Origin of the sequence: Hahella sp. HN01 (assembly GCF_018986435.1) — a bacterium.
Taxonomy (GTDB): domain Bacteria; phylum Pseudomonadota; class Gammaproteobacteria; order Pseudomonadales; family Oleiphilaceae; genus Hahella.
Window position 1 is genome coordinate 13480 of the sequence record NZ_JAHMIN010000036.1, and the last position, 12568, is coordinate 26047.

Sequence of the window (12568 nt, forward strand, 5' to 3'; positions counted from 1 at the left end):
CCGAGTCCGCGACAGTATTTGTCGCTGCAAAAAGTAATATTACTCCTGCGACGGGATGGAGAGGGACGCTCTCATCAAGGACTCACAAATGGACTCACAAAAGGATTAGCCCGCAGACCCGGCTGGGTCGAAACGGACTTATAAACGGAATTGACGCAGAAGCGCTGTTAAACCCAGGCATGGAAGCCGCCCGTCGCCCTTCTATCTGACAGAAAACCTTGAATGGTTTTCCATGCATAAGAAATTTACTTTGCCAGCAACATATCAATATGAGGAATGCCGTCCTCGTCATACTGCTCGGAAATAGTGATGAAGCCGAAGCTTTGATAAAACTTTTCCAAGTAAGCCTGCGCTTGAATTTTAATGTCGTGTTGAGGAAAGCGCTCACGCGCCCAACTCAAGCCCTCAGCCATTAGCTTTTTACCTGAACCGCCGCCTCGCGCAGATGGTGCGGTGACAATTCTGCCCAGGGAGGTCTCTGTGTACTTTATTCCTGGCGGCGCAAGACGCAGGTAGGCTGTCAGCGTTTGTACGCCTTCTATGTCCGACCAGCCCAGTAAATGCAGGCAGTCTTTATCCGCGCCGTCCGCATCCAAGTAGGGACAGTTCTGTTCCACAACAAAAACCTCTGACCGTAGGCGCAATAATGCGTACAGTTCATCAAGCGTTAACTCATTAAAGGCTCTACGGGTCCAGTTGATCACAGCTAATACTCCTGATGCGTTGTAATGATATTGCTTGGCTAGCCTAGCACGGCCATAGGTTTTCCCCATATTGGCCTTTGCGCTGATAGTCGCAGGTGATTGATTGGTAGAGAGAAGCCTCCGATATTCATCGAAGGCTTGTTTAGATAAGATCTATCCCTTGTTCTGCACTGGTCTGAATGGGTAAACCCAGCTGGTGAAGGCTTGTACGCTGCGGGTTTGTATCCATACTTTGCCTTTGCCGCTGAAACGGCAGACAAAACCTTCGCCGGAGAAGAAGAGGGACTTGTATCCGCCGACTTTGGTGATGCTGTAATCCAGCCCTTCCGTAAACGCGACGATATTCCCGGTGTCCACGACATAGTCGCCATCCACGTCCAGCATGATCATGCCGCCGTAAGTGTTGAACCAGAGGTCGCCATCGCCGCTACAGCGAATCAGGAAGAGGCTTTCGCCTGAGAAGAAACCTTTGGTCAGCCCCTGCCATTTGGTTTCCACCGTCACGCCCATGTCGGAGGCGACAAATGCGGAGTTCTGCAGAAAGACTGTTTCTCCCTGTAGAAATACGTGCGCCAGATCCCCAGGAGACGCCGGCGCGATGCCAATTTCGCCGGGACCGTTTTGAGCGGTGAATTCATTGATGAAAATGGACTCGGAGGTTAAGAAGCGGCCCAGGCCGCCTTTCGCCTTGGTCTTCATGACCATGTTGGTGTCCATGGTCGCCATTGCGGAGGCTTCCACCCTGAGTGTCTTTCCGCCGGGCACTTGCACCGTCAGGAATGCGAAGTCTGGTCTCCCTTCAATTTTGAATTTAAAGCCCGGTTGATCCTGCTCCTGATCGATGCTCGCTTCAGGCTCAGCCATGGCGGGGGGGGCAGGCTGCGGTACAGGCTCAGGAGGAGGCGGAACTGGCCTGGTAATCTCATTGTTTGGCTGCGGCTCTTCCGCTGCAACGACGGCAGGAGCGGGCGCTTCGCTCATTCCTACCTGGCTTTGCACGCCGATTTTAGTCAACGCCAGTTGAATTTTATCCGCCGTGGTTTCATCAATGCCCTTTTTCACGACCATCGGGGCGCGGGAAAATATCTGCTCGGCGGTCTCAGGCGCGACCTTGAACAATTTGGCGAAAGCCTCCACCGCGCTTTCCCGGGTAACGCCAGGATTCAACTCACCTGTCACAGTGACTTGGTATGCTGCTGTGCTCATCATCACTCTCCTTAAGCTTTGCGCGGCTTCAAGCCTGAGGACATCGCCCATCCGAAGCTGGATGGATTATGCGACTGACACCAGACGGTGCCCTTGCCGTGGAATTTACAAACCAGCCCTTCGCCGCCGAGGAACGAATGCATCCAGCTTTTGCCGGCTTTGGTGATGGTGAAATCCAGCGTCTCGTTGAAGGCGACGATATGGCCGGTATCGACGATATATTCCCCGTCCACCTCCACCGGATAAATGGCGCCAAAAGAGTTGAGCAGCACTTTGCCTTTTCCTTTCATATGCAGCCAGAACATGCTCTCTCCCGAGAGGATAGACTTGAACCCTTGCCAGCCTAAATCGATTTCCACGCTGTGTTCGCAGGCCATGAAGGAGCCGCCCTGTACGATCAGGCTCTCATTGTCCAGTTCATAGGCCATCATGTCGCCAGCGAGCGTCGCGCCGAACCAGACTTCACCGTCGCCGGATTTGGGTTCGAAGTGGTTAAGAAACAAAGATTCGCCTGCGACCATGCGTTTGATCGCTTTCATCAGGCCGCCGCCTTGCTTCTTATGCGTTGTCGTCGTGACGTCCATATTGCCGCTCATGGCGATCATGGCGCCAGATTCCGCCGTACAGATCTCGCCCTGGGCCAGTTTGACTTTCGCCGCGGTGTTGCCAGGGCGATGGATAAGTTCGATGTCCATAGTGCGCCCCTTAGAAAAGTTTTGGGTTGATCCAGTCGGTCAGACCGGAAATGCTGCGGGTTTGAATGATGACTTTGCCTTTGCCTTCGACCCGGGTTACCAGACCTTCGCCGCCGAAGAAGCTGGAGAACAGGCCGCCAGCTAGCTGGATATGCAGGCTCAGGCCTGGGTCATAGGCCACCAGATGACTGGTGTCGACGATATACTCGCCATCAATCTCTTTTTCGAGCAGGGCGCCGTAGGCTCCGTACCAGACTTTGCCTGTGCCGGAGACAACCAGCTTGAACAGACCTTCCTTGGCGATGAAGGATTTGAATCCCGCCCAGCGCACACCCAGCGTGACGCCTTCCGTCGCGGCCAGAAAGGCGCCCGGCTGGAAACACAAGGTTTCATTATTCAATTCAGCGCAGCGCACCTCCCCTGGAGTAGGCTGCACCAAGGTCAGCTTTCGCACGCCGCTGGTGTTATTGCTGAAGCGGTTAATGAAGAAGGTTTCGCCTCCCAGAAATTTTCTTAGGATGGCGATAAAAAACGATCCATTGGTGCGCGTTTCCATATCCAGGTCCGCCGACATGCTGGACATGGCGTCGGACTCCGCCGTGATCTGCTCGCCGGGCTCCAGTTCGACGTCCACGTAACCGAACGCGGCGCCTCCTTTTATCTCTGCCTTCATGCGCTATCTCCGTTGTCGATAACTTTATTTCTTCGAATTTCGATGGAGCGGACTCTATTTTTCCGCCACAAACTCTTTGACCAGTTGCTTCAGTCTCTGGAATTCCGGCTCCAGATTGCGGTAGTCGCCTTCCTGATCACTGATCCGCTCTTGAAGATCGGCGATGCGATCCTCGGTGGCTGGATGCGAGCTCAGGAATCCCATGGTGTCTTTCATCAGATCCCTGGCGTCTTCGTCTTCAATTTTCTCAAGGCGCTTTTTCTCTTCTTCGATGATTTTATCGAAGAAGGAAATCAAGCCTTTAGGGTCGATATTGGCGCGTTTTAGCAATTCCAGTCCCTTGGCGTCGGCGTCCGACTCAAACCCTCTGGAATAGCTCTGGTTCAGCAATAGCGGCGCTGCATTGGCCACGGTCGCCAGCAGACCGCTGACGTCGCCGAACAGCGCCTGAGCCAACGCGTAAGTGCCGGCGGCTCCCATAATATTGCGCACGCCATGCTGCTCCGTGACATGTGATATTTCATGCGCCATGACGCCAAGAACCTCACTGGCGTTATCTGCGGCCAGGATCAGTCCAGAGTTAATAACGATGTATCCCCCAGGCAATGCGAAAGCGTTGATGTCGGATGAGTTGGATACGTAAACCTTGTAGGTGTAACGCTCATCTTTCACGGCATTAATCAGTGGATCAGTAAGCGCGGCGACCGCTTGTTTGCCATCTTCGGATTCAAGTAGCTCATTCTCTACCTGATACTGGCCGAATACCGTCTTGCCCAGTTTCTCTTCCCACTCAGCGGGAACCTGCTTTGCGGCGACGGCGGTGATGCTATCCATAAAAACGACAATAGAAAGCGGCGTGCCGATGATCAACGCCACGACAATGACCAGCACTGACCAGTTAATACGACGTACATTACGCGCCTTGCGTAGCTGGCCCTGCAGATGATTATCCTGATGCAGAGCAGGGTGATGTAGGATGCTGCGATCGCTGGTGTAGAGGCTCCACTCGGGAAAGTCGGGATGAGTGATAAAAACCAGCCTATCGCTAGCCCCGCCCATTTTGACCTGGGCGCCGGTGACAGGAAAGCGAACGCTACTCTCGCCATTGGAGAACTCGACGAACCCGCTGGACACCGTCAGGGAGCCAGAAGCTCTGCCGTTATTGAATTGCTCGTGAAACGCATGGGCCTGATAGGTTTGCGTTGGTTCCATTCATCCCTTCCTGTATGAAATTCTGAAGTGCTGAAGAGTAATAAAAAGGACAAGTTGTCAGGGACGGAATTAAATCCTCTTTCTTAATCGCCGTAAAGCAGAAACGGGGAAAAAGGCTTTGATTTAAAATAGTTGCAAACTTTAGCTGGCGCAAACGCCGTGACCCCTATGTTAAGGCGATCACTTTACTGTGATGAACTATCTTGTTTTCACTGTCTACTGAATACACTGCATGCTAGAATCGCGCGCTTTTTATTCAAATGTAGTCTGTGGAAGTTAGAGTAAAGTTATGATGCTGCCCCGTTATTTGTCTGTTTTGTTGCTCTTGGGAGCGTTTATTTGTTTGCCTGGTTGCGGTGGTGGAGGCGGAAATTCTGCTGCCGATAACAGCAATAGCGGAAGCGTGGAAACTGGCGGGGAGCAGGGAGATAATTCTGGCGATACGAGCAATCCATCTAATCCCTGTGACGCCCCTGTCGGAACACAAGCTGATCTATCTGAAGATTGCCGAACTAAAGATTGGGAGCCGGCAAGCTCTCCCGATAGGTTTAAGGCGGGGCCTTCCGGTCTTTTGTATGTCCTGAGTAGTGAGGATGCAAGCAAGATATATAGATGGAACCTGACTACCCAGCGCTATATCAATCCTATTACGCTGTTAAATCCAATATCCGATTTTGAATATTCCGCATCGCATGAACGCCTGCTTTTAGGGCATCAGAACGGCGAAATTACGGCGATTGATATTACTAAAGATAAAACAGAACGCCCTTTCGCTAAGCCTGGCCTTAATATCATTAAACTTGTCGCGGCCGGCGACGATTTGTGGGTTGTGGTCCCTGGTGACCGTGATCCTTACTACAGCCCCGATGTTCTCTATTTATTGGACGCAGTCGGGCAAGTTAAGAGCAGTACTTCTATTAATGATCAGCTATACACTCTGCAATGGAATTCTGAGACTGGCCGTCTTTATTTCTTTGGTTACCAGACATTTCCGGGCACGGAATACTATTTCTGCGGATCAGGTGATTATGTGACTAAAGGCGGTCTCTATTGGAGACGCTACAACAAGGATGCCGCGACAATTGAGCACTCCTCCGAGTTGGCGAGGTGCCTGGAAGACGGAGATTTTTCGTTGAGTCCTGACGGGGGAGCGCTGGTTGATCTGCGGGCCCAAATTCATGACTTAGACGGAGACTCCGCCCTAACTAAGCTTAGAAGTCCTTTTACTGATCCTGATGCCTTCGGGTTTGGGGAGTACAAATACAAGCAGACTCTCTGGCTTGAAGGACATATTCTGGCGAGCTACATTCATGAGGGAAAAACCTATCTCATTAGGTGGGACGATACTCGCCAGGTAGTGGATTACCGGATATACCCGGGAGTTGCAAAGGCGTTGGTTGACGCCGGAAATCAAGTGGCGCTTGTGGTTGAAGATGGCGGTGAAACATTTATTTATAGCTACGATATCCGTCTGGACGATGATGGCGACGGCGTACCAAATCGTGACGATGCTTTTCCAGCGGACATCTCCGCCTCTAAAGACTCTGATAACGACGGTTATCCCGATGAATGGAACCCCGGCTTCACCGATGCTGATACGACGACAGGATTGTCCCTGGACGACTATCCCAATGATTCGTCATGCGCTCTGATTGAGCATGGCTCGCCCATGGACGTCAGTCTGTGTGATATCGCGAGAATGCATTCTGAGGTTGTTGCGACGATCGTTCAGGGTAATCGGCAAGGGGATGTGTTTGCTCTGAATGGCGATCGCAACGCCATCTATCGTTGGTCCGCTGTCGACCATGGATATAAAAATCCATGGCGTTTAAGTCAGCCTGTCGTCGATATGAGTTATTCCGATAGCGTTAAGCGGCTTTATGTTCTGTACAAGAATGGTGAAGTCAGATACTTCGATGAGGAAAATGAGAATCGCTTTTTTGCATACATGGTCGGCAATCCCACCTCTATAATAGCCGGAGGAAATGCGGTTATCGTCATGGCGTCTCCAATGTCAGAAGGCGCCTGGTTGTACGACAACACTGGCCGCATTCTGTCTGAGGCCAGTGTACCGCCGGCATTGAATGGTTGGTATGCTTCGGGCAAAGACGACGCCTTATACTTTTTCTCGCATGACTTCCCTGAACTCATGATTTCATTTTCCAGCCCTAGGTATTTGGATTACATCGCACAAGTCGATGCTCCGGTATCAGCCGGCTTTTTAGCGTACAACCCATTCAAAGATCTGTTGCTTATCGATAGGGCTGTATACAGCTTTGAGGAGGAGGGGAGTCAGCTGACCAATGCCGTTAGCTTGCCTCTGAGTTCGTTAAAAGGCGCTACCTGGACGAAAAGCAGCGGCCTTCTGGCTGTTTCGGAGATAGAAGATGGCGGGACACTCTTGACGGAATTGAATCCCGCTTTCGAGAAGGTTGCAGAACAGGAATATGAAGGCGCTCCAGTCGCGGTGTTTGGTGGCGAAGGCGATTATATGGTTGTGACAAAGTCAGACGAACGCATTGAAATAAATGTCTACGTTCCTGTTGTGACTGATTAACGTTAAATTTTTCTTCGGGCGGGAAGTTCTTTTCCGCCCCTTTCTACTTCTTTCTCTTCCCCCAATTCCGCAGTATTAGGCAAGTCTCCCGCAGGAATGATGTAGTTGCTCTTGTCTGACAAGGACTACACTTTACTGAGCTGTGTATGCCTATCAACCACATCCCGGGTCAGGGATATAAAGAATCAACGAATACTCTGTGGGGGCGATTATGGGAATCGAACTGACTATTAATGGAGAAAAGCGCTCGCTGGATGTGCCTGAGGATACGCCTTTGTTGTGGGCGATCCGGGATCATCTGCATTTGACTGGAACCAAGTTCGGATGCGGCATGGCGCAATGTGGCGCGTGTACGGTGCATATGAATGGCTCTGCGATTCGTTCCTGCGTGACGCCGGTTGGCTCAGTTCAGGGGCAGTCTATCACCACGATAGAGGGGCTGGAGTCGAAGGTCGCCAAGGCGGTGCAGGAAAGTTGGGAAGAAGAAGCGGTCGTACAGTGTGGATACTGTCAGTCTGGGCAGATCATGTCAGCGGTGGCGCTTTTGCAAAGCAACCCCAAGCCCAGCGACAGTGACATCGACAGCTTTATGTCAGGCAATATCTGTCGTTGCTCCACCTATGTCCGCATTCGCGCTGCGATCAAGTCCGCAGCAGAAAAGATAGCGTAAGGAGGCTCTATGAAAACCATGAATCCCAGCCTGAGCCGTCGTTCCTTTATCAGCAAATCCACCTTGGGCGGAGCGGGACTGACGTTGGCGCTATCACTGCCTTCTCTGGCAGGCGCAGCGGAGTCCGGTCCGGGGAAAACCTCGGGCGAGGCGGCTAACCAGGACTTCGCTCCCAACGCATTCGTGCGCATCAGCCCAGACAACAAAGTGTACGTTATCAGCAAGCACATCGAGATGGGGCAGGGAACCTACACGGGGCTTGCAACCTTGCTGGCGGAAGAATTGGATGCGGACTGGTCCCAGGTCGTCGTGGAAGGGGCGGAAGCGGACGCCAAGCGTTATAACAACCTGTTTTGGGGACCATTCCAGGGCACCGGCGGCAGCACCGCCATGGCGAATTCCTACCAGCAGATGCGGGAAGCGGGCGCCAAAGCTAAAGCAATGCTAGTCGCTGCTGCGGCGACCTTGTGGAAGGTTCCAGCTGCGGAAATCAAGGTCGAATCCGGCAAAGTGAGCCACAGCGGAACCTCCAGACAAGCCAGCTTCGGAGATCTGGCGGAACTGGCGGCTATGCAGCCAGTGCCGGAAACGGCGACCTTGAAAGATCCCAAAGACTTTCGCCTGATTGGTAAGAAGCTGGTGCGTAAAGATCCGGGTAAAACCAACGGAACGGCGATTTTTACCCAGGATGTGCAACTCCCAGGCATGCTGACGGCGTTGATCGCCCATGCTCCCAAAGCAGGGGGTAAGGTCAAAACAGTGGACGACTCCGCGGCGCGGAAAGTGCCTGGTGTCGTGTCGGTCATGCAGATACCCGCTGGCGTGGCGGTATTGGCGCAGGACTTCTGGTCCGCGAAAAAAGGCCGGGACGCCCTCAAAGTGGAATGGGACGACAGCACTGCGTTTCGTAAAAGCTCAGCGACTATTCTCAAGGAGTACCGCGAAGAGCTGAATAAGCCGGGGACGCCCGTCTTGCGCAATGGCGACTTCGATGCGGCATACGCTGCGGCGGAAAAGCAGTTTGACGCCATCTATGAGTTCCCCTTTCTGGCCCACGCGGCGATGGAGCCGATGAACTGCGTGATTCAGAAGAAAGAGAATGGCGCTGAACTTTGGTATGGCTGCCAGTTTCAGACGGGGGACCAGATGCAGGTCTCACAGATCCTGGGCGTACCGATGGAAAACGTGAAGATCAATATGCTGTTGGCGGGAGGCAGTTTTGGCCGTCGAGCCAACTCGCACTCTGATTACATCGTTGAAGCTACGCAGGTCGCCAAAGCCTATTCGGAGTCCGTCCCGATCAAGTTGGTGTGGACCCGTGAAGATGATATGCGTGGCTGGTACTACCGTCCCATCTATATACACCAGATCTCTGCGACCTTGGGTGCGGACGGTTACCCCTCCGCCTGGCGTCATCGCATTGTGGGCCAGTCGATTATTTCCGGTACTGGCTTTGAAGGCATGATGAAAGACGGTATTGATCCGACCTCTGTAGAAGGAGCCTCCAACCTGCCTTACCACGTCGCCAACATGCAGGTGGATTTGCACACGATCAAGGAGGGCGTGCCCATTCTATGGTGGCGCTCCGTTGGATCGACCCACACAGCTTATTCCACAGAGACTTTTATCGACGAACTGGCCAAATCCGCCGGTAAGGACCCGGTCGCCTACCGCATGAAACTGCTGGAAGGCCATCCGCGTCATCAGGGCGTATTGAAGCTGGCGGCGGAAAAAGCCGGCTGGGATAAACCGTTGCCGAAAGGGCGTTTTCGCGGCGTGGCGGTGCATGAATCTTTCAATTCATACGTGGCCCAGGTCGCGGAGATTGAGGCAGTGGACGACAACCGCTTCCGTATCGTGAAAATCACCTGTGCGGTGGACTGTGGGCTCGCCATCAACCCCGACATTATCAAAGCGCAAATGCAGGGGGGGATTGGCTATGGCTTATCGCCAGCGCTGGTCAGTGAGATCACCTTGGAGGATGGCGCGGTCAAGCAATCCAACTTCCATGACTACCAAGTGCTGCGCATGAATCAAATGCCGGATGTGGAAGTGCATATCGTGCCTTCGGCGGAGCCGCCCACCGGCGTTGGCGAGCCGGGTACGCCGGTTGCAGCGCCTGCGGTGGCCAATGCGTTGTTCGCCGCGACAGGAGAAATCCCTCGCAGCCTTCCATTCAAGAACCTGTTCGCCTGATATGAGCGCGCCGATGTTTGTGGAAAACGTGATACCTGCGGCCTGCGCCTGGCTGGCTCAGGGCGCCAGGGTGGCGTTGATTACTCTGGTAGGCGTCGACGGTTCCTCGCCGCGCCCGCTGGGGAGTCAAATGGCGGTGCGTGAGGACGGCGTGGCGGTAGGTTTGATTTCGGGAGGCTGCGTTGAGGCGGCGTTAACCCATGAAGCGGTCGCCGCTCTGGCGGACGGACGCAATCGCAAGCTGCGTTACGGTAAGGACTCTCCTTTCTTTGATATTCGGCTGCCTTGCGGCTCTGGGATAGATGTGCTGATTGACGTTAATGTCGGCGCTGATGTTTTGTTCGCAGTGCGAGATCGGCAACTGCAGCGTCAGCCAGCGTTGTTGTGCATGGACCTGGAGCGCGCAGCCAGCGGTGATGGCGCGTATCTGCAACTGGAAGCCTGTTCAGGAACGCAGGCTTCCGACTCCTATGCGAACGGCGATCGCTTTGTCAGAGTTTATAACCCCGCCACCCGCCTGTTGGCGTTTGGGCGGGGAGAGATATTTCGACAGTTGTTGATGCTGACGCCTGCGATGGGATATGAAGTGTTGGCGGTCTCTCCCGGGGATGCATCTGGATATGCCCCGCCCGGCGTGACCAGATTGCATACGCCGGACCATTTCGAGGAGGGCTGGAGCGACGCCTGGACGGCGGCGGCGTTGTTATTCCACGACCATGAATGGGAACTTCCTATTTTGCGCAACCTGTTGCGCACGGACTGCTTCTATATCGGCGCTTTGGGGAGTCTGAGGACGCAGGCTCTACGGCGAGAGCAGTTGGCGGCGGAAGGCGTCAGTGCGACGGAGGTTGATCGCGTCAAAGGGCCCATTGGACTGAATATCGGTGGTAAAACGCCGCCGGAGATTGCGATTTCGATTCTCGCTGAAATTATTTCCCGCCGCGCATAAAAAACGGCGCATTACGCGCCGTTCTGAAACAACCCCCAGGCGATGCGCCACATCAGCACTGCGATCAGCCCATCCACCAGTCGCCAGAATGAAGGACGCGACAGCCAGGGCGACAGCGCGGCGGCGGCGATGGCCAAACCGAAGAACCAGATGATCGAGGCCGAGGCGGCGCCGGCTGCGTAAGCGGCGGGGGCGGACTGTTGAGCGCCCACTGAACCGATCAGGAAAAGCGTGTCCAGATAGACATGTGGATTGAGGAGCGTCACCGCCAGGGTGGTCGCTACGACAATGCCAAGGTTACGTTTGACGGCCCCTTCCGCTTCCAGCCCTGGACCCGGATAGAACGCCCGCTTGACGGAAAAGGCGCCGTAAGCAGAGAGAAAAATCATTCCTCCCCAGCGCGCCCACTCTGCAATCTGCGGGAACTCCCTCAGTAACGCCGCCATGCCGAAAACGCCGGCGGCGATCAGCACCAGGTCCGCCAGTGCGCAAATTGCGGCGACGGGAAAGTGATGCTCCCGCTTCAGGCTTTGCGCCAATACGAATGCGTTCTGTGCGCCTATCGCGACGATAATCCCCAGAGAGAGGCTAAACCCGTTAAAATAGCTCTGCCACATGCAGTTAACACCTTTTTGTAATGTACATTGCCGCTATAGACGTTGTGTCGTTATGGACGTTTATAGTCATGTACGTTGTTGTGATTCAGCTTGTCGCAGGCGCCTTGCGTTTGTCTGTGTTGAAGGTTAGGGTGTTTCTGTATATTAATAAAACAAATAATCCTAACATCTCATTAGAAAAACTGATCATGCTGGATTACAAGTTACTACAGGCGCTGGCGGCGATAGTGGAAGGCCAGGGCTTTGAGAAAGGCGCCGCCTTGCTGGGTATTTCCCAGTCCGCAATTTCACAGCGCATCAAACTGCTGGAAGCGAGGTTAGGGCAACCTGTACTGGTCCGCTCCCCGGGACTCGCGCCTACCGATCTGGGAAAACGCCTTCTCAATCATGTGCAGCAGGTGCGTCTACTGGAGCATGATCTGTTACTGGACGTGCCGACGCTGGGCGCGGAGGCGCTGCGCCTGCGCATCGCTATTAATGCGGACAGTCTCGCCACCTGGTGGTTTCCCGTGATGGGCGATTACTGCCAGCGCGAAGGCGTGCTGCTGGACCTGTTGATTGAAGATCAGGATATCGGGCTCAAACGCATGCGCGATGGCGATGTGGCGGGATGTGTATGCAGTGCGGAGCAGGCAGTGCAGGGCTCTCGTTGCGTTTATCTGGGAACACTGGTGTATCGCGCCTACGCCAGCCCGGGGTTTATGTCCCGTTATTTTCCGCTGGGGCTGAATGCTGATGCGCTGGCGGTTGCGCCGGTGATTAATTTCGGCCCTGACGATCAATTGCAGCATCGCCTGTTGCAGAGCCTGGGTTATCAGGGCGCATTTCCGTTTCATTTATGTCCCTCTTCAGAAGGGTTTATTCGCATGTCGGAAGCCGGGCTAGGGTACGGCATGATGCCGGAGATTCAGGCGCAGGAATCGGTGGCGGCGGGACGGCTGGTGGAAGTAAAGCCAGGCTATGCGCAAAAAGTGCCGTTGTACTGGCATTATTGGCGACAGGGTGGAGAGACGCTGGAAGGTCTGACGCGACATTTATGCACGGCAATCCCTTTAAATCAGGGAGAAATAACGGTTAAATAGCGTTCTC

11 protein-coding genes are annotated in these 12568 nt (G+C 53.9%); 5 read left to right on the forward strand and 6 right to left on the reverse strand.

What is annotated here, in order from left to right; all coding sequences use genetic code 11:
- Positions 1 to 245: 245 nt before the first annotated feature.
- The 5 genes from KP814_RS26045 to KP814_RS26065 form a co-directional block, all read right to left on the reverse strand.
- On the reverse strand, positions 246 to 704 hold the full coding sequence (locus tag KP814_RS26045) for a GNAT family N-acetyltransferase (protein WP_216739531.1): 459 nt from the start codon (positions 702 to 704) through the stop codon (positions 246 to 248).
- Positions 705 to 857: 153 nt separating this feature from the next.
- Positions 858 to 1910, reverse strand: coding sequence for a TIGR00266 family protein (locus KP814_RS26050; RefSeq protein ID WP_253938643.1), 1053 nt, complete (start codon positions 1908 to 1910; stop codon positions 858 to 860).
- A gap of 11 nt (positions 1911 to 1921) precedes the next feature.
- Complete coding sequence (locus KP814_RS26055; RefSeq protein ID WP_127972911.1) at positions 1922 to 2605, reverse strand: TIGR00266 family protein; 684 nt, start codon at positions 2603 to 2605, stop codon at positions 1922 to 1924.
- A gap of 10 nt (positions 2606 to 2615) precedes the next feature.
- The gene (locus KP814_RS26060; RefSeq protein ID WP_216739533.1) at positions 2616 to 3278 is read right to left on the reverse strand and encodes a TIGR00266 family protein; all 663 of its coding nucleotides are present in this window, start codon (positions 3276 to 3278) and stop codon (positions 2616 to 2618) included.
- Between the two features lie 54 nt (positions 3279 to 3332).
- Complete coding sequence (locus tag KP814_RS26065; RefSeq protein WP_216739534.1) at positions 3333 to 4490, reverse strand: M48 family metallopeptidase; 1158 nt, start codon at positions 4488 to 4490, stop codon at positions 3333 to 3335.
- Between the two features lie 289 nt (positions 4491 to 4779).
- On the opposite strand from KP814_RS26065, the gene KP814_RS26070 reads away from it, so the two are divergent.
- From KP814_RS26070 to KP814_RS26085, 4 genes are all read left to right on the forward strand, one after another.
- Positions 4780 to 7047, forward strand: coding sequence for a hypothetical protein (locus KP814_RS26070; RefSeq protein ID WP_216739535.1), 2268 nt, complete (start codon positions 4780 to 4782; stop codon positions 7045 to 7047).
- A 211-nt stretch (positions 7048 to 7258) separates the two neighbouring features.
- Positions 7259 to 7717: a (2Fe-2S)-binding protein gene (locus KP814_RS26075; RefSeq protein WP_216739536.1), complete on the forward strand. Its 459-nt coding sequence runs from the start codon at positions 7259 to 7261 to the stop codon at positions 7715 to 7717.
- Between the two features lie 9 nt (positions 7718 to 7726).
- A complete protein-coding gene (locus KP814_RS26080; protein WP_216739537.1) occupies positions 7727 to 9913 on the forward strand; it encodes a xanthine dehydrogenase family protein molybdopterin-binding subunit in 2187 nt (728 codons plus the stop codon).
- Between the two features lies 1 nt (position 9914).
- On the forward strand, positions 9915 to 10862 hold the full coding sequence (locus tag KP814_RS26085) for an XdhC family protein (protein ID WP_216739538.1): 948 nt from the start codon (positions 9915 to 9917) through the stop codon (positions 10860 to 10862).
- A gap of 11 nt (positions 10863 to 10873) precedes the next feature.
- Here KP814_RS26085 and KP814_RS26090 read toward each other — a convergent pair whose 3' ends face one another.
- Complete coding sequence (locus KP814_RS26090; protein ID WP_216739539.1) at positions 10874 to 11479, reverse strand: LysE/ArgO family amino acid transporter; 606 nt, start codon at positions 11477 to 11479, stop codon at positions 10874 to 10876.
- A 188-nt stretch (positions 11480 to 11667) separates the two neighbouring features.
- Between KP814_RS26090 and KP814_RS26095 the strand changes: the two genes are divergently transcribed.
- Positions 11668 to 12561: a LysR family transcriptional regulator ArgP gene (locus KP814_RS26095; RefSeq protein ID WP_216739540.1), complete on the forward strand. Its 894-nt coding sequence runs from the start codon at positions 11668 to 11670 to the stop codon at positions 12559 to 12561.
- Positions 12562 to 12568: the final 7 nt, after the last annotated feature.

Bases quoted from the DNA above. Each gene is read 5' to 3' on its own strand.
- KP814_RS26065 (WP_216739534.1), bottom strand. From the start codon at position 4,490: ATGGAACCAACGCAAACCTATCAGGCCCATGCGTTTCACGAGCAATTC.
- KP814_RS26050 (WP_253938643.1), bottom strand. From the start codon at position 1,910: ATGAGCACAGCAGCATACCAAGTCACTGTGACAGGTGAGTTGAATCCT.
- KP814_RS26085 (WP_216739538.1), top strand. From the start codon at position 9,915: ATGAGCGCGCCGATGTTTGTGGAAAACGTGATACCTGCGGCCTGCGCC.
- KP814_RS26080 (WP_216739537.1), top strand. From the start codon at position 7,727: ATGAAAACCATGAATCCCAGCCTGAGCCGTCGTTCCTTTATCAGCAAA.
- KP814_RS26070 (WP_216739535.1), top strand. From the start codon at position 4,780: ATGATGCTGCCCCGTTATTTGTCTGTTTTGTTGCTCTTGGGAGCGTTT.
- KP814_RS26060 (WP_216739533.1), bottom strand. From the start codon at position 3,278: ATGAAGGCAGAGATAAAAGGAGGCGCCGCGTTCGGTTACGTGGACGTC.
- KP814_RS26075 (WP_216739536.1), top strand. From the start codon at position 7,259: ATGGGAATCGAACTGACTATTAATGGAGAAAAGCGCTCGCTGGATGTG.
- KP814_RS26095 (WP_216739540.1), top strand. From the start codon at position 11,668: ATGCTGGATTACAAGTTACTACAGGCGCTGGCGGCGATAGTGGAAGGC.
- KP814_RS26090 (WP_216739539.1), bottom strand. From the start codon at position 11,479: ATGTGGCAGAGCTATTTTAACGGGTTTAGCCTCTCTCTGGGGATTATC.
- KP814_RS26055 (WP_127972911.1), bottom strand. From the start codon at position 2,605: ATGGACATCGAACTTATCCATCGCCCTGGCAACACCGCGGCGAAAGTC.